The organism is Citrobacter sp. RHBSTW-00671 (genome assembly GCF_014103415.1).
Classification (GTDB): Bacteria; Pseudomonadota; Gammaproteobacteria; order Enterobacterales; family Enterobacteriaceae; genus Citrobacter.
Window position 1 is genome coordinate 4,036,791 of the sequence record NZ_JABXPR010000001.1, and the last position, 16,920, is coordinate 4,053,710.

General features: G+C 56.9%; 14 protein-coding genes. 4 read left to right on the top strand and 10 right to left on the bottom strand.

The annotated features are described in order from the left end of the window. Position 1 precedes the first annotated feature (1 nt). The 7 genes from HV261_RS19350 to entC form a co-directional block, all read right to left on the bottom strand. Complete coding sequence (locus HV261_RS19350) at positions 2–199, bottom strand: YbdD/YjiX family protein (RefSeq protein WP_202039182.1); 198 nt, start codon at positions 197–199, stop codon at positions 2–4. Between the two features lie 62 nt (positions 200–261). After that, positions 262–2,367 carry a pyruvate/proton symporter CstA gene (gene cstA / locus HV261_RS19355; RefSeq protein WP_202039183.1) on the bottom strand — a complete coding sequence of 702 codons (2,106 nt, stop codon included), beginning with the start codon at positions 2,365–2,367 and terminating at the stop codon, positions 262–264. A gap of 184 nt (positions 2,368–2,551) precedes the next feature. After that, entirely contained in the window at positions 2,552–2,965 is a 414-nt protein-coding gene (gene entH, locus HV261_RS19360; RefSeq protein WP_137384535.1) for a proofreading thioesterase EntH, read from the bottom strand. Between the two features lie 2 nt (positions 2,966–2,967). After that, positions 2,968–3,723: a 2,3-dihydro-2,3-dihydroxybenzoate dehydrogenase EntA gene (entA, locus tag HV261_RS19365; RefSeq protein ID WP_202039184.1), complete on the bottom strand. Its 756-nt coding sequence runs from the start codon at positions 3,721–3,723 to the stop codon at positions 2,968–2,970. Continuing rightward, entirely contained in the window at positions 3,720–4,580 is an 861-nt protein-coding gene (locus HV261_RS19370; RefSeq protein ID WP_202039185.1) for an isochorismatase, read from the bottom strand. The genes entA and HV261_RS19370 overlap by 4 nt, the downstream gene beginning before the upstream one ends. 13 nt (positions 4,581–4,593) lie before the next feature. Further along, positions 4,594–6,204 carry a (2,3-dihydroxybenzoyl)adenylate synthase EntE gene (gene entE, locus HV261_RS19375; protein ID WP_202039186.1) on the bottom strand — a complete coding sequence of 537 codons (1,611 nt, stop codon included), beginning with the start codon at positions 6,202–6,204 and terminating at the stop codon, positions 4,594–4,596. A 54-nt stretch (positions 6,205–6,258) separates the two neighbouring features. Continuing rightward, complete coding sequence (gene entC, locus HV261_RS19380) at positions 6,259–7,434, bottom strand: isochorismate synthase EntC (protein ID WP_202039187.1); 1,176 nt, start codon at positions 7,432–7,434, stop codon at positions 6,259–6,261. Positions 7,435–7,622: 188 nt separating this feature from the next. Between entC and fepB the strand changes: the two genes are divergently transcribed. Then, positions 7,623–8,579, top strand: a complete 957-nt coding sequence (fepB, locus tag HV261_RS19385) for a Fe2+-enterobactin ABC transporter substrate-binding protein (protein WP_137384540.1) — start codon at positions 7,623–7,625, stop codon at positions 8,577–8,579. A gap of 61 nt (positions 8,580–8,640) precedes the next feature. On the opposite strand, the gene entS is transcribed toward fepB, so the two are convergent. Beyond that, a complete protein-coding gene (gene entS, locus HV261_RS19390; RefSeq protein ID WP_202039188.1) occupies positions 8,641–9,876 on the bottom strand; it encodes an enterobactin transporter EntS in 1,236 nt (411 codons plus the stop codon). Between the two features lie 108 nt (positions 9,877–9,984). Between entS and fepD the strand changes: the two genes are divergently transcribed. Genes fepD through fepC form a run of 3 tightly spaced genes read left to right on the top strand, consistent with a single transcriptional unit; the run spans position 9,985 to position 12,781 of the window. Further along, entirely contained in the window at positions 9,985–10,992 is a 1,008-nt protein-coding gene (fepD, locus tag HV261_RS19395) for a Fe(3+)-siderophore ABC transporter permease (RefSeq protein WP_202039189.1), read from the top strand. Next, positions 10,989–11,981, top strand: coding sequence for an iron-enterobactin ABC transporter permease (fepG, locus tag HV261_RS19400; RefSeq protein WP_202039190.1), 993 nt, complete (start codon positions 10,989–10,991; stop codon positions 11,979–11,981). Before fepD ends, fepG begins: the two co-directional genes overlap by 4 nt. Continuing rightward, entirely contained in the window at positions 11,978–12,781 is an 804-nt protein-coding gene (gene fepC, locus HV261_RS19405; protein WP_202039191.1) for an iron-enterobactin ABC transporter ATP-binding protein, read from the top strand. Before fepG ends, fepC begins: the two co-directional genes overlap by 4 nt. 33 nt (positions 12,782–12,814) lie before the next feature. On the opposite strand, the gene entF is transcribed toward fepC, so the two are convergent. Next, positions 12,815–16,705, bottom strand: a complete 3,891-nt coding sequence (gene entF, locus HV261_RS19410; protein ID WP_202039192.1) for an enterobactin non-ribosomal peptide synthetase EntF — start codon at positions 16,703–16,705, stop codon at positions 12,815–12,817. Continuing rightward, positions 16,702–16,920: an MbtH family protein gene (locus HV261_RS19415; protein WP_137379192.1), complete on the bottom strand. Its 219-nt coding sequence runs from the start codon at positions 16,918–16,920 to the stop codon at positions 16,702–16,704. Before HV261_RS19415 ends, entF begins: the two co-directional genes overlap by 4 nt.

Sequence of the window (16,920 nt, forward strand, 5' to 3'; positions counted from 1 at the left end):
TTCAACAGCACTTCGCGCCGCCTTTCCCCCCATAGCGCGCATCCTGGCGCTCGCGGAAAAATTCTTCATAAGTCATCGGCACCTGGTCCGGGTGCGTAACACGCATATGCTCAACATAGTTGTCATAATCCGGCACACCAATCATCAATCGGGCAGTTTGCCCTAAATACTTCCCAGCTTTAGCGAGTGTTTCAAACATAGTGAGTCCCTGTCGTACAAACGCCCTCCCCATTAAGGAGAGGGCTTTTCGTTAAGAGAATATTAGTGCGCGCCTTTCGCCTGCGCCACAATCTCTTCAACATTCTCGGGCATCGGTTCGTACGGTGTTTCTTTCGACGTTGGTTTGTCCTCTTTCAACGCGGCCAGCGCAGTTTTAATGGAGAACAGACCCAGTACTACCACGACCACCATGAAGAAGATGGTCAAGCCAGCATCAAGACGGTTGTTAAATACCAGTTGCGTCAGCTGCGACTGAGTGTACTGTGCCGGAATGTTACCGCTGTCGATCATCGCCTGGAACTTGTTAGCGATAGCCAGGAAGCCGATTTTCGCATCCGGACTAAACGCTTTCTGCCAGCCCGCGGTCAGCGTACAAATCAGCAGCCAGGCGGTTGGCACCAGCGCTACCCATGCGTAGCGCTGACGTTTCATCTTGAACAGGACGACCGCACACAACATCAACGCCATACCGGCCAGCATCTGGTTGGCGATACCAAACAGCGGCCACAGGGTGTTAATACCGCCTAACGGATCAACCACGCCCTGGTGCAGGAAGTAACCCCAGGCCAGTACGCACAACGCGGTTGCCAGCAGGTTTGCCGGAAGCGAGTCGGTCCGTTTCAGGCTCGGAGACACAACGCCCAGCAGATCCTGCAACATAAAGCGTGCGGCACGGGTACCCGCATCAACCGCCGTCAGGATGAACAGAGCTTCAAACAGAATGGCGAAGTGATACCAGAACGCCACATCCATCATGCCGCCCAGCGCACCGTGCAGAATGTAAGCCATCCCCACGGCCAGCGTCGGCGCTCCGCCTGCGCGGGAAATAATGGATTGCTCACCCACTTCATTGGCAATTTGGTGCAAGGTGTCCGGGGTAATCGCAAAGCCCCAACTGCTAACGACCTGCGCCGCAGAGGCGACCACATCCACCGTACCCGCAGGGGCCAGCACCGCCATCGGGCTGTTCATCGCAAAATACACGCCCGGATCGATGATACATGCGGAGACCAGCGCCATTATGGCGACAAAGGACTCCATCAGCATCCCGCCGTAGCCGATAAAACAGGCCTGCCCTTCATTCGCCAGCATCTTCGGCGTGGTACCGGAGGCAATCAGCGCGTGGAAGCCAGATACCGCACCACAGGCAATGGTAATAAACAGGAACGGGAACAGGTTACCCGTCCAAACCGGACCGGTACCGTCAACGAATTTGGTCAACGCAGGCATCGTCAGCGTGGGACGCATGATCAGAATACCCACCGCCAGACCGACAATGGTACCAATCTTCAGGAAGGTCGAGAGGTAGTCTCGCGGCGCCAGCAGCAGCCATACCGGCAACACGGCAGCCACGAAACCGTAGCCCACCAGCATCCACGTCAGCTGTACACCGGTAAAGTCAAAATACGGTGCCCAGGTCGGGCTTTCCGCAACCCAGCCGCCGGAAATAATGGCAAATACCAGGAACACCAGACCGATGACTGACACTTCGCCAATACGCCCCGGACGCAGATAGCGCAGGTAAATCCCCATAAAGATCGCCAGCGGGATGGTGAATGCGACGGTATAGGTTCCCCACGGGCTGTGCGTCAGCGCTTTCACGACGATCATTGCCAACACGGCAAGGATAATCACCATGATCATAAAACAGGCCACCAGCGCAATCACACCGGCTGTAGGGCCCATCTCTTCTTTCACCAGTTCGCCAAGGGAACGACCATCGCGACGGGTAGACACAAACAGCACCATAAAGTCCTGCACCGCGCCGGCCAGCACTACCCCGGCGAGCAGCCAGATCATCCCGGGCAGATAGCCCATTTGCGCTGCCAGCACCGGTCCAACTAACGGACCCGCTCCGGCAATTGCTGCAAAATGGTGGCCAAACAGTACTTTTTTATCGGTAGGAACGTAATCGAGCCCGTCGTTATGGCGCACGGCTGGCGTCATACGCGTCGGGTCCAGCGCCAGCACATTTTTCGCGATGTACAGGCCATAGAAACGGTAAGCGATAAGGTAGACACAGACCGACGCGACGACTATCCACAACGCGTTGATCTGCTCACCACGGTTTAACGCAATATAGCCGAGGGCAAATGCTCCTATCACGGAGAGCAATGTCCAGACGAGGTACTTCCCTGATTTGTTCATAGTTGTTATCCGTTGTCTGATCCAGAGAGATGTTACATTTTGTTTCTATAACACCTTTTCTGGATTTAACAACCTGACAACCATGCAAACCCGAAGTATCACTGAGTATTTACATTGCATTGTTAACTAGATCACTTCATTTACCTGTTAACCCTGCAATTTCATTTTACTTTGCCGGGTGACTTCACCCCATCACCGCCGTGCCTAAACGGCAGGTGCAGCAGCGCCGCCCCTGCTCATCAAAGATGACGATTTCCCAACTTTGATTCTGTCGCCCAAGATGCAACGGCTGGCACACGCCGCGCACTTTCCCCTGCGATACCGCGCGGTGATGCGTGGCGTTCAACTCGGTTCCCACCACGCACTGCCCGTCACGGGTCATCAGATAACCCGCCATTGACCCCAACGTTTCGGCCAGCGCCGCTGACGCCCCACCGTGTAACAGGCCAAACGGCTGATGCGTGCGGCTATCCACCGGCATTTCGGCTTCCAGCACATCGTCTCCCAGTCGGGTATAGACAATGTCTAAATGCGCCACCAGCGTGTTCTGGCTGGTGGCATTCAGTTCATCAAGCGTTAAATGTCGTTTCCAGATCACCGTCATGCTCCCAGTGTCGAACCGCCATCGACCACAATGTCCTGCAACGTAATATGGCTGGCCAGATCGGAGGCGAGGAATAAGACAGTGTTGGCGATTTCCTGGGGACGGGCGATTTTCCCCAGCGGTATACCAAGCTTATACTGCTCGCCAAACCCGCGAATACGCTGCTGTTCCGCGTCATCACTCACCCACAGCGTGCGCTGCATGTCAGTGTCGGTCGAGCCTGGCGAAACCACATTACAGCGTACTCCGCTACCCGCCAGCTCCAGCCCGACCGTCAGTGCAAGACTTTTCAGTGCGGCTTTTGATGCCCCATATGCACTCATACCGATTCGCGGCGTGTGCGCAGCATCGGATGCGACAGTGACAATCGCCCCCCCCTGCTGACGACGAAACTGCGCCATCGTCTGCTGAAACAGGTTGAACGCACCGCCCACGTTAACGGCGAAGGTCTGCTGCCAGTCCTCAACGCTCAGCGCATCGGTTGGCCCCATACGCAAAATCCCGGCGGCATTGACCAGCACGTCCAGCCGCTCGGTGTTCGCCAGCAAGCGCTCGCACACCTGCGCCACCTGCGGTGCATCCGCCACGTTCATTACCTCAGTGGCAAACGGATATTCTTCACCGTCAAACGCCAGATCGAAGCCGGTAACCCGCGCACCCGCGTCAACAAACGCCAGTGCCGTGGTGTAACCAATCCCTTTTCCCGCCCCGGTAACCCAGACCGTTTTACCGGTGAAATCAAAACCGGTCATGACGTCACCTCGCGGGAGAGCAGTTTCCACCAGGCGTCAATCGTTGGGTTTTTCGCCAGCATCACAAAGTCGATATCGCCATGCACTTTCCGCCAACGGGCCGCCAGCGCCATCATACGTACTGAGTCCAGACCGTAATCGATCAAGTTTTCGTCATCCATTGGCTCTTCAGACTCATCGAGCAGCGGCAGAATCACGCCGCGCAGCGCATCTTTGCTGTCCGGAACAGGTGTCGGCAGTAACTCCTGAGTCATCACCACGCGACCGGAACGCCCCGCCACGTATTTCAGCGACATCAGGTGTTCATCACGGCTAAAATCTGCCAACGCATCAGCGACCATAAACGGCTTAATATCACGCATGAAGGCATCAGTCGCGGTGGTCATGCAGCCAATATGCGCATACACGCCGGTGATGATAAGCTGGTTACGCCCGGTGTCTCTTAGCATCTGCTCCAGCGGTGAACGATGAAACGCGCTGTAACGCCATTTAACCAGAATGGTATCCGCTTCATCCGGCGCCAGCGCAGCGACGATTTTTTGCTGTTCCGGCGAGCGCGTCAGGCCCGGTCCCCACATGTCGTTCAACAACGCACGGTCTTCATCGCTTTGTTCTTTCGGCTGCGCAGTGTAATAGACCGGAATATTATGCGTTTTACAGTACTGACGTAGCGCGGCGATGTTGGCCACGACCTGTTCCATCATCGGGCAGTTCTCGCCCCAAAAGCCGATAAAATAGTCCTGCATGTCGTGGATTAGCAGCGCGGCGCGTTCTGGTTCAAATGCCCAGTCAACTTTATTTGCCGGAACATCAAGCGCCGTTGGCAGCGCATAAGCCTGCAGTTTAGGAATTGCCATTTCTTCTTCTCCTTCAGGCCGGTGAACGTGATGCCAGCCACTGACGTAATTGTTTTTTATCCACTTTGCCGACCGGGGTCAGCGGCAATGACTCAACGCACTCGACACGGTCCGGCAATTTGAATTCCGCCACGCCCTGTTCGCGCAGAAAACGACGGACCTGTACTGCACGCAGCGGCTCTTTAACCACCAGGCAGGCGCAGCTTTTCTCGCCCATCAGCTCATCGTCCATACTGACCAATGCGGCATGGATCACCATTGGGTGCCGCAACAACAGGTTTTCAATCTCTTCTGCAGCGATCTTCTCTCCGCCACGGTTGATCTGATCTTTCTCTCGTCCCTGCACCGTGATGTAACCATCCCGATCGATAGCGATCAGATCGCCAGAGCAATAGAATCCGTTAGCATCAAACGCGCTGGCGTTATGCTCAGGGCTATTGAAGTAACCGCGGAAGGTGTACGGACCGCGCGTCATCAGGCGTCCCGTCGCGCCCTGAGGTAAAGGATTCCCGTCAGCATCAGCCACCCAGACCTCATCGTCAGGGCACATCGGACGGCCCTGGGTATTGATAATGCGCTCCGGGCTGTCATCCAGACGGGTATAGTTCACCAGCCCTTCCGCCATACCGAAGACCTGCTGCAACTGGCAGCCAATCTCTGCCGGAATGCGAGCGGCAAGCGAAGCCGAAAGCCGTGCGCCTCCCACCTGCAACAGTTTCAGCGAAGCCAGTTGTGCGTTACTGCCCCACTCCTGAATTGCCTGCAGCCACAGACTCACCGCTGGCGGTACCAACGCCGTCACGTTTACCTGATGCTGTTCAATCAACGGAAAGCACAACGTCGCGCTCGGGTCTGCCGCCAGCACCACGGTTCCACCCGCGAGGAAAACGCCCAGCGCGCCAGGCGAACTCATGGCGTAGTTGTGTGCGGCCGGGATCGCGCATAAATAGCGGGTCTCAGTGGTAAAATGGCAAATCTCGTTACTACGGCGCACGCTGTAGTAGTAATCATTGTGGGTGCGTGGAATCAGCTTTGGCGTCCCGGTCGTGCCGCCGGAAAGCTGGAAGTAAGCCACTTCATCAGCCGGTGATGGTGTCGCGGTAAACGCCGTTGCGGGTTGGCTTATTGCCGCTTGCAGATTGTGTTCGCCGTCATCATTGAGCAACTGAACCACGCGCACTGAATTGTGTTCGGCAACAAAGGTATTCAGAAAATCGTCGCCACTGAATAACGCATGCTGGCGATCGGCAATCAGTAACACCGGTTTGATTTGCGCTGCGTAGGCGTTAAGTTCGTTACGCTGATGGCTAAACAGTGCCAATACGGGGGCTACGCCCAGTTTGAGCAGCGCAAAGAAAGTGATATACAGCTCAGCCACGTTACCTAACTGCACCAGTGCGGTCTCGCCGGGTCTGATCCCCTGGCGACGCAGACTACAGGCAAGATTGTCCGTCGCCTGGTTTAACTGGCGGTAGCTAAGATGGCGTTCCCCGTCAATCACCGCCGTATGGTCGCTATCGGCATGGCGGGTCAGAATGTCGGTCAGTGGCAAATCCTGCCAGTAGCCTTTTTCACGGTAGCGGCGGGCAAACTCTTCCGGCCAACGGGTGAAAGGAATACTCATTATTGCTCCTTAGAGCCTGTCGATAAGGCCTGAATAGCCTGGTAGACCAGGCGCTTAATGCAGTCCAAAAACATTCAACATGGTGGATAGCTTGGCACCCGTTTCACGCCACTCCGCAATCGGTGACGAGGCGGGCACAATGCCGGCTCCGGCGAAGAAACGTACCTGATTACGCAGCAGTTTCGCACAGCGGATCGTCACCACCCATTCGCCGTTGCCCTGCGAATCACACCAGCCAACAATGCCACCGAAAAGTTCGCGATCGAACGGCTCCAGTTCGGCAATCAGTTTCTGAGCAACCTGATGCGGGAAGCCACTTAGCGCCGGTGTTGGATGCAGCAGACATGCCAGCGTCAGCGCGTTTTCCTGGGCATTGGCTTTACCTTCAAACGGGGTACCGAGATGCCAGAGTGTGGGCGTGGTGACCAGTTGCGGAGACGAAGGAAGTTGCAGCTCACTGCTGCGATTGCGCAGAACCGCTTTCATCGCCTGGGTGACCAGCTCGTGTTCATGGCGATCCTTCTCGGAAGCTAACAGACGGATCCCCGCCTCCCGGTCCAGAACATCGTCCGGTTGGCGACGCGCAGATCCCGCCAGCGGCAGCGAACTGAAATGGTCGCCTTCTTTGCGTAACAGCAATTCCGGGCTGGCGCCGATCAGTACACCGCCATCGTCGATGGGCACATGGAAGTTGTAGCTTGCCGGGTTTTGCGCGATCAGCCGCTCCAGCAGCGCACCAGTGTCGATATTGGCGTCGGCGGTCACATCAATCAGGCGAGACAGCACCACTTTGTCGACTTCCGGGGTTGCCGTCAGCGCCGCTGCTCTGGCGACCATATCTTCGAAAAAGTCCTGCTCAGGAATCGACTTACGCTCAACGACATTCAGCGACTGATGGGCCGTAAAGTAACGTGCTGATTGCTGCTTTGCCGTGCGCGAGAAGCTTTGCCATGATTGGGGAATAAACAGTGACGAGGGCTGGCGGGTGTCAAAGGGAATGGCCCCGACCATAATGGGGTTTGCGATGCCCTGCGATTTGGCCTGCGCAAACAGTGCATGCATTTTCTGTTGGAAAGGGCTGTCTGGTGAATCACCATCAATTGCCGGTTCCGCATAGCGGGCGAAGCATCCTGACGTCGTAAAACTACGATACGGCGACATAAAGAAAAAACTGTCGGGAGCGAGAGTTGCCATAGTCTGCGTTTTTTCCTCGGCCAGTGACGTGTCCATATCATCCTCCATAAAATGATAAAGGCTCTAATAATGATTATCATTTATATTTTCGGTCGCTAACCTAAAAGCAAAGCGTCGGTATGTCAACTCTTGTGGTAACACAATGTGCGACTTAGGCTTGCATCCCTGACGCGTAACAATGAAAATGAGAAGCATTAACTACATTGATAACAGGAAGCTTATTTGTGAGATTTTCCGCGTTTTACCGCACTGCGCTGTTACTGGTTGGACTCGCTATTTCAGGAATTTCTTTAAGCCATGCCGCTGACTGGCCGCGCCAGGTTACCGACAGCCGCGGCACGCACACGCTGGAACATAAGCCACTGCGCATTGTGTCCACCAGCGTCACGCTCACCGGTTCTCTGCTCGCTATTGATGCGCCCATCATTGCCAGCGGTGCCACGACACCGAATAACCGTATCGGTGACGCTCAGGGCTTTTTACGCCAGTGGAGCGACGTCGCCAAAGCACGCAAACTAAGCCGCCTGTATATTGGCGAGCCGAGCGCCGAAGCCGTTGCAGCACAAATGCCGGACCTGATTCTGGTCAGCGCCACCGGGGGAGATTCCGCGCTTGCGCTGTACGATCAACTGTCCACCATAGCCCCGACGCTTATCATTAATTACGACGACAAAAGCTGGCAGTCACTGCTGACACAATTAGGCGAAATCACCGGGCAGGAGCAACAGGCAGCGGCGCGTATTGCTGAGTTTGATAAGCAACTGCTCGCGGTAAAGCAACGTATCACCCTGCCGCCACAGCCGGTCAGCGCGCTGGTGTATACCGCAGCCGCGCACAGCGCCAACCTGTGGACGCCGGAGTCCGCGCAAGGCAAGCTGATGGAACAGCTCGGTTTCACGCTGGCGCCGCTACCTGCCGGACTACATACCAGCCAGAGCCAGGGTAAACGTCACGACATTATCCAGCTTGGCGGTGAGAATCTGGCGGCTGGCCTGAACGGTGAAGCGCTGTTCCTGTTTGCAGGCGACAGCAAAGATGCCGAGGCGATTTACGCTAATCCACTGCTGGCACATCTGCCTGCTGTGCAAAACAAACGCGTTTATGCGCTGGGCACGGAAACCTTCCGCCTGGATTACTACAGCGCGACGCTATTGCTGCAACGCCTGTCGGCGCTCTTTTAATGGCTATCGCCGGATGCAGCTAACGCCTTATCCGGCTTACAAACCGTAGCGCACACCGCTATCAGGCATTCACAGGTATCTGTCGGAAACGACGAAGCTCGCTTAACAACAGCAGCAGCAACAGACCGACAATCACCAACCCAAACCCACTGACGCTTGCCGAGGCCGCAGGCGTCATCATCGCCCCCAGCCCCCCTAACAGCGCCGCGCCAATCGCATCACCGGTTACGTTCTGCGCGGTCCACAAACCGTTAATTCGCCCGAGCATCGCTTCCGGCGTCTGCGTCTGCAACAGGGTGTACTGCAACAAAGAACTGACCGCACTCAGCCAGCCGAACAGCGCCAGACAAACAACGCCCAGCTCCCAGACCGGCATCAAGCCGAACAGGCCGATAGCCAGGAAAGAGGCCACGGTTGATGCCAGCATAATCAGACCAGGACGCACGCTGTGTGCCAGTTGCCCGCTGGTTAAAGCCCCGATGGCCGCGCCCAGGGGAATAGCCGCATACAGTAACCCAATCTGAGCGCTCGACATCTGCCAGTTAATCGCCAGTGCCGGGTACAATACACGTACCGCGCTCGCCATGGTCAACAGACCACCAAGCAGCGCAATGCCGCCAATCAGCGGGCTGGCGAACAGAAAACGGAACGCCGCCACCAGCGATGTCAACGGATGTTCACGCGGTTGTGGCGGAGGCGGCAACGCGGGAAGGCTCAGCAATGGGAGCAAGGTAATGAATGTACCCGCCGCCGCCAGGCCGTAGTTCCAGACCACGCCTCCGGTCGCCAGCAGCACCCCACCAAGCATTGGCGAAATCACCGATCCCAGACGCACCGTCAGCATGGTAATCGCCCCGGCTTGCATCAGATTTTCACGCCCGACCAGCGCAGGTGTCGCCGCCAGCAGCGCAGTGACACCCAGCGAGGCAAAAAATCCATCCCATAAACCCAGAACATAGATAGCCAGCAACGACGGTTCGGGCAGCAGCGCGTTCAGGCACAGGCCAATAAAACCGATACCACAGGTTCCGCGGGCCAGCAGGATCACCTTTTTGCGCTCATAGCGATCGGCCAGTACGCCACCCACCATCAGACCAATAAACATGGCGCTCCCAGTCAGCGTAACCGACAAACCCACCTGCCAGGTCGACTGGGTCATCATCTGGATCTGTACCGGGACCGCAACCCCCAATAGCCCCAGAGAGACAATGGAAATAAAACGGGCGAGGAAAACAGCGCGAAATGCAGGATGGGTCTTTAACAGGCTGAGATTAAGCAGCCAGGATTGTCGATTCATTACAGAGCCTTACCAGGTACTTTTCAATATCCATTCAATGGCTGCACATGCTAACATATCCAAATAAGATCGATAACGATAATTACTATCATTATCAGGGAAGTTGATATGTCATGCTCTGTTTCCGCGACACGTGCCTTCGCCGTGCCCGGACTGTTGTTACTCCTTGTTCTCACCACGGCATTAAGTCTGGTTATTGGCGCAAAGTCGCTGCCCGCCTCCGTGGTATTTGATGCACTCACCGGCAGTTGTCAAAGCGCCGATTGCACCATCGTGCTGGACGCGCGACTCCCGCGTACGCTGGCAGGGCTCCTCGCAGGGGGTGCGCTGGGCCTGGCGGGTGCGCTGATGCAAACGCTCACCCGTAACCCGCTGGCCGATCCGGGTATTCTTGGCGTCAATTCCGGGGCCAGCTTCGCGATTGTTTTAGGCGCGTCGCTGTTTGGCTTTTCCTCCCCGCAAGAACAACTGCTAATGGCTTTTTCCGGGGCTCTCGCAGCCTCACTGATTGTGGCTTTTACCGGTAGTCAGGGCGGCGGACAGCTCAGCCCGGTACGCCTGACATTGGCCGGTGTTGCGCTGGGTGCTGTTCTGGAAGGATTATCCACCGGCATCGCCCTGCTCAACCCGGATGTCTACGACCAGTTGCGTTTCTGGCAAGCCGGTTCACTGGATATCCGCAGCCTGCAGACGCTGAAAGTCGTGCTGATCCCGGTCCTGATTGCCGGTGCTGTCGCGCTGTTTCTTAGCCGTGCTCTGAATAGCCTCAGTCTGGGAAGCGACACCGCAACGGCGTTGGGCAGCAAAGTTGCGCGTACCCAGTTTATCGGCCTGTTGGTGATTACCGTACTGTGCGGAAGTGCGACCGCCATCGTCGGTCCTATCGCCTTTATCGGCCTGATGATGCCGCATATGGCACGCTGGCTGGTGGGCGCAGATCATCGCTGGTCGCTGCCCGTCACTCTGCTGGCCACCCCTTCTCTGCTGCTGATTGCCGATATCATCGGTCGTCTGATTGTGCCTGGCGAACTGCGCGTCTCGGTCGTCAGCGCGTTTATCGGTGCGCCGGTTCTCATCTTCCTGGTACGCCGCAAACCGCGCGGAGGTGGCGCATGATGCATCTCTCCCGTCGCCTGATTATCAGTTGTCTGCTGCTGGTCGTCGGTTGCCTGGCCGTTGGATTGTGGAGCCTGCGCAGCGGTGCCGTTATGCTCGAGACCCAGCAAATTATTGCCGCCCTGCTCGGCGATGCACCGCGTAGCATTACGCTGGTGGTGACCGAGTGGCGATTACCACGCGTGTTGATGGCGCTGCTGATTGGCGCGGCGCTGGGCGTTAGCGGCGCGATATTCCAGTCATTGATGCGCAACCCGCTGGGTAGCCCGGACGTGATGGGTTTCAATACCGGTGCCTGGAGCGGCGTACTGGTCGCAATGGTGCTGTTTGGTCAGCATCTTACCGCCATCGCGCTGGCGGCCATGCTCGGCGGAGTCCTGACTTCGCTGGTGGTCTGGGCACTGGCCTGGCGCAACGGCATCGACACCTTCCGACTGATCATCATCGGGATCGGCATTCGCGCTATGCTGGTGGCCTTCAACACCTGGCTGCTGCTGAAGGCATCCTTAGAAACCGCGCTGACCGCCGGGCTGTGGAACGCCGGATCGCTCAACGGTCTGACCTGGGCGAAGACCTGGCCTTCTGCGCCGCTGATTATCGTGATGCTGGGGTGCGCCGCGCTGTTGGTTCGCCGCCTGCGTTTACTGGAAATGGGTGATGACAGCGCCTGTGCACTCGGCGTCAGCGTTGAACGCTCACGTCTGATGATGATGCTGGTCGCCGTGGTGTTGACCGCTGCGGCTACCGCGCTGGCAGGCCCTATCTCGTTTATTGCCCTGGTTGCCCCACATATCGCGCGTCGGCTTAGCGGCACGGCACGTTGGGGATTAACGCAGTCGGCGCTGTGCGGCGCCCTGTTACTGCTGATGGCCGATTTATGCGCTCAGCAGCTCTTTATGCCTTATCAGCTTCCGGTTGGCGTTGTCACCGTAAGCCTCGGCGGTATTTACCTTATCGTCTTGTTAATTCAGGAGTCCCGCAAAAAATGACCGAATCAGTAGCCCGTTTGCGTGGCGACCAGTTAACGCTGGGTTATGGCAAATTTACCGTGGCGGAAAACCTTAATGTCTCGATCCCCGATGGTCACTTCACGGCCATTATTGGACCCAACGGTTGTGGAAAGTCCACGCTGCTGCGTACATTGAGTCGTCTGATGACGCCCGCGCACGGCAACGTCTGGCTCGATGGTGAACATATTCAACATTACCCCAGCAAAGAGGTCGCTCGCAGAATTGGCCTGCTGGCGCAAAATGCCACCACGCCGGGCGATATTACCGTGCAGGAGTTGGTTGCTCGTGGGCGTTATCCACATCAACCTTTATTTACCCGCTGGCGTAAAGAAGATGAAACCGCGGTAACCCATGCGATGCAGGCCACGGGAATCACGCATCTGGCGGCGCAAAGTGTGGATACCCTCTCCGGCGGTCAACGCCAACGCGCGTGGATAGCGATGGTGCTGGCACAAGAAACGTCGATTATGCTGCTCGACGAACCGACCACCTGGCTGGATATCAGCCATCAGATTGATCTGCTGGAGCTGCTGAGTGAGTTAAACCGGGAGAAAGGTTACACGCTGGCCGCCGTTCTGCACGACCTGAATCAGGCATGTCGCTATGCCACCCATCTGATTGCACTTCGTGATGGAAAGATCGTTGCCGAGGGTGCGCCGAAAGAGATTGTCACGGCAGAGCTCATTGAAAAAATCTATGGGCTGCGGTGTATGATTATCGACGATCCGGTTGCCGGAACGCCGTTAGTGGTCCCGCTAGGACGTACAGCAAACAGGTAAATCGCGCCACCTCCGCAGAGGTGGCGAGTCCATTTATTGGATATCTTTGAGCACGTCACGCATGACTGGCCCAATCTTCTCGAAAGCCATCGGCGTAATGATATCGACGTGCGCGCAGTCCTGGCGATAAACATCCAGACTGGAAATCCACGGCGACCAACTGCGTTCCGGGCTGACTCCCGGCGGTAACGTGCGTTCAGCAACAAACAGCGTCGCGTGTCCCGCAAACGGTACGCTATGTGCCGTACTCAGCAGTCGAACCGCATCGGCGTAGTTACCTTCGATGGCGCTAAACAATGCGTCGGACGCATTGCCCTGCTGAGCCGTCAGAAACGCCTCCCGCTCACGATCAATTTCCGCCAACACTTCCGGGTCGAGTCCATTGGCCTCTTTTTCCGACCAATTTTGCGTTTCCGGCGGCCAGGTATCCAGCAGGCCAAGAAACGCGACCGTTTCTCCGCGCGCGTGTAATCGGGCAGCAATGCCCTGCGCCAGCGTACCGCCCAACGAGTACCCAATCAGATAATAAGGTCCATGAGGTTGCTGGCGAAGTAACGTTGCCAGGTGCTGTTCGCACACCGCATCCAGATTTTCTGCTGTCTGCATCGGGCCATCCGGTCGCGGTGACTGGATACCCATAATCGACCACTGTGGAGGAAGGTAGCGTGATAACACGCTAAACTGCCAGGCGAAACCCGATGCCGGATGAAAGCAGAACAGCACAGGGCCATCGCTTTCACGCAACGGCAGCAGCGTTTCAAATCCCAGCCGTTGTGACTGCTCGTCATCGTTGCTATCCAGCAATGCGCTGAGCTGTTCGACGGTCGAGGCCACCATAATCTGCCCAGGCGTTACCTGGCGCTCAAAAGTGCGGCTCAATTGTGCCGCCAGCTTCATCGCCAGCAGAGAATGCCCGCCAAGCGCAAAGAAATCCGCTTCAACATCATTGACCTCACAGCCCAGTAAGGCCGTGAACGCCTGAGCAATCGTGGTTTCAGTCCCTGCTCGCGGCGCCCGCCCTTCCTGGCGTGACGTCAGTTGTGGCATCGGTAACGCTTTACGATCCAGCTTGCCGTTGGCGCTGAGCGGGAGCTCCGCCAGTTGCAGCAGCACTGTCGGAACCATATGTGCAGGCAGGGTTGCGCGCAGACTCTCGCGCAATGCCGGAATATCCAGCGGTAAGCCCGATTGTGACACCAGATAGCCCACTAACTGGCGCGCATCGCCGCCTGTCGCTACCGCCTGATTGAATACGCAGGCATGGGCAACAGCATGCTCAACATCTGGCAACTGCTGCATCACCCGATCAATCTCGCCCAGTTCAATACGCTGCCCACGGATTTTTAGCTGGTCATCACTGCGCCCAAGATATTCCACCGCCCCATTTTCCAGCCAGCGCGCCACGTCTCCGGTACGGTACATACGTTCGCCAGGGTTAAAGGGATCGGCAATAAAACGGCTCGCCGTCAGATCTGGTCGGCCGAGATATCCCTGCGCCAGTTGGAGCCCCGTCAGGTACAGGTCACCGGCGACACCAATGGGCACTGGACGCATCATGGCATCGAGGATCCGCAAACCGGTATTCCAGACCGGATAGCCGATGGGTACGCTGTTGCCGGTCACGGCAGCGAGTTCCTCACCCCAGGCTGGATACCAGCTGACATCTACCGCCGCCTCGGTTGGCCCATACAAATTGTGCAGCGGCGCGTGGGTCAGTTGCTCCCATTCACGGCACAACGCTGCCGGCAGCGCTTCTCCGCTACAAAACACCTGTTTCAACGTGGAGCAGCTTTCCCGCGCCGTTTCGGGCGTCAGTGAGGTCACAAACGCCGCCAGCATCGACGGTACAAAGTGCGTTGTCGTCACCCCAAACGTCGCGAAGAACTGTTGCATCGCCAGCGGGTCACGATGTGCCTCTGGTTCAGCCATCACCAGTTTTGCACCGGCAATGAAGGGCCAGAAAAATTCCCAGACCGAAACATCAAAACTGCATGGCGTTTTTTGCGCCACCACATCGTCGGCCGTCAGCGGATAGTGATTCTGCATCCATAGCAGGCGGTTAACGATGGCGGTTTGCCCCACCATCACCCCTTTGGGTCTGCCTGTCGATCCTGAGGTGAAGATAATATAGGCCGTATGATTTGGTCGTGATAATGCTAATGGTGTGTCATCTTGTTCTGGCAATGGCGCGGTGTAGCACAGGCTTTCCAGCCCAGGGATGCCGCTAAAACGAACCCGTTGTTCATCAGTGGTGATAAGCAACGTAGGTTTAGCGTCTTCCAGCATCATCCGCAGGCGATCGTCCGGATATCCGGTATCCAGCGGTAACCAGGCGGCCCCCGCTTCGACGATACCGTGCAGCGCCAGCGTCAGGAAAACGGAGCGCGGTAAGGCAACCGCCACGCTGTCCCCCGGGCGCACACCGCGTTCGCGCAGCAGTTTTGCCAGTGCCACCACCTGCTGACGCATTTCGCGATAGCTAAACTGATAGCGGGCATCGGCCAGCGCCAGCGCATCCGGTGTTTTGCTGGCTTGCCCAGCCACCAGCGCACTCAATGTAGTGGAAGGGATCGTCACTGCCGTATTGTTAATCGTCGCCAGCTGTTCGTGCTCGGACGCCAGCAGCATCTCCGCATCCCCGCAGCGTAGCGCCGGATTTGCGGCAAATTGCGCGATAAGCGCCGTTAAACGCGAAGCATGCTGTGCCAACGTAGCGGCGTCATATCGCTGCTTATTCGCCAGAATTTCAATGCTCAGCCCACCGTTTTCATCCGGGAACAGCGCCAGTTCCAGATCGTTAACCGGCCCCGTCGCCAGCGTATGGGTTTGTGCCTGCACGCCAGGAATATTCAACTGATAGTCAAAGATCTTCACGTTCAGCACCGGGCCAAACAGCGGTTCAGCCCCGGCCGCACGCCCGCTGTCACGGACAATTTGTTCGGCATCATAGCGCTGGTGTCGGCGCATTTTCTTCATCTGGCCGGCCAGCCGTTGCGCAAGCGCAGGGAGACTTTCTGCTGCATCAAGTCTCACGCCAAAGGGCAGGACATTTAACACCGGTCCGGTAGCGGTAAGCGCCGCTGAGCCCATGCGGCGCATAAAGATAAACCCGGCGGCATAGTCCATTCGGCTGCATAAACGACCGAGCCACAATGCAACCAGCGCCAGCGCCAGATCCGCACGCTGAACCTCTGGCATACGCGACGCAAGCTGGCGGAATGAACCTTCAGGCGCCGTTAACTTCATGCGAATAATATCCGCGCTGGCTGAGCGTCCCGGCAGCGGTTTGTTCGATAATGAAGCCGGCGGCGGCAGTTGTTGGCGTTGCTCAGCCCAGAATGCGCTATCACGTTGCCAGGCATCGCTTTGACGATACTGTTGATACTCTTCCACGACCTCGGCAAACGGCGTAAATGGCGAGGCTGGCGTGGATTCACCGCGCAGCCACGCTGTGTAAATTGCAGCAATCTGGCGGGTAATAGCCGGGAAACTAAAGCCATCAACCAATAAGTGATGATAGCGCTGATACCAATACCAGCGTTTATCTCCCACCTGAATGAGCAGATGGAAGACCAGCGGCTTGCCGCCGTCAACGCGCAGATCCTGTTGCAGATCCGCCCGCATCAACGCACGTGCCGCTTCGTGCGGACTGGATTCATCGCGTAAATCGAGAATGTCAGGTTCAGCAAAGGTGAGCGTAGGATCAACCCATTGCCAGATTTCACCGTTATCCTCAGTGAACTGCATCCGCAGGGTATCCGCATGCTCCAGACCGGCCACGACCGCCTGTGCCAGCAGTGGCGCATTCAGTTCACCGGTTAATTCGACATAGTGTGCAACGCTCCATGCCGAGGGCAATGTGGAGAGTTTTTCTGCCATCCAGATCCCTGGCTGGGCCGCAACTAAGGGTAAGCGCTGAGTCATTGCGCCTCCTGTACATCGACGTAGTTCGCTGGCGTCAGCGTGGTCCAGTTCGCATCCAGCCATTGCTGGCAGACTTCCTGCGACTGCGGTTCGCACGCAACCGTCCAGCCAGCAGGAAGTGAGCACTGCTGAGGCCAGAGGCTGAATTGACGTTGTGGGTTTTGCAGAATGTAAAACTGTCCCTGCGGGTTATCGAAGGGGTTACTGAATTCCAT

What these genes read in the sequence shown, in the direction of transcription:
- entE (WP_202039186.1), bottom strand. Translation starts at nt 6,204, where the DNA reads ATGAGTATTCCTTTCACCCGTTGGCCGGAAGAGTTTGCCCGCCGCTAC.
- fepC (WP_202039191.1), top strand. Translation starts at nt 11,978, where the DNA reads ATGACCGAATCAGTAGCCCGTTTGCGTGGCGACCAGTTAACGCTGGGT.
- entC (WP_202039187.1), bottom strand. Translation starts at nt 7,434, where the DNA reads ATGGACACGTCACTGGCCGAGGAAAAAACGCAGACTATGGCAACTCTC.
- HV261_RS19350 (WP_202039182.1), bottom strand. Translation starts at nt 199, where the DNA reads ATGTTTGAAACACTCGCTAAAGCTGGGAAGTATTTAGGGCAAACTGCC.
- fepG (WP_202039190.1), top strand. Translation starts at nt 10,989, where the DNA reads ATGATGCATCTCTCCCGTCGCCTGATTATCAGTTGTCTGCTGCTGGTC.
- entF (WP_202039192.1), bottom strand. Translation starts at nt 16,705, where the DNA reads ATGACTCAGCGCTTACCCTTAGTTGCGGCCCAGCCAGGGATCTGGATG.
- cstA (WP_202039183.1), bottom strand. Translation starts at nt 2,367, where the DNA reads ATGAACAAATCAGGGAAGTACCTCGTCTGGACATTGCTCTCCGTGATA.
- entA (WP_202039184.1), bottom strand. Translation starts at nt 3,723, where the DNA reads ATGACCGGTTTTGATTTCACCGGTAAAACGGTCTGGGTTACCGGGGCG.
- HV261_RS19415 (WP_137379192.1), bottom strand. Translation starts at nt 16,920, where the DNA reads ATGGAATTCAGTAACCCCTTCGATAACCCGCAGGGACAGTTTTACATT.
- HV261_RS19370 (WP_202039185.1), bottom strand. Translation starts at nt 4,580, where the DNA reads ATGGCAATTCCTAAACTGCAGGCTTATGCGCTGCCAACGGCGCTTGAT.
- fepD (WP_202039189.1), top strand. Translation starts at nt 9,985, where the DNA reads ATGTCATGCTCTGTTTCCGCGACACGTGCCTTCGCCGTGCCCGGACTG.
- entS (WP_202039188.1), bottom strand. Translation starts at nt 9,876, where the DNA reads ATGAATCGACAATCCTGGCTGCTTAATCTCAGCCTGTTAAAGACCCAT.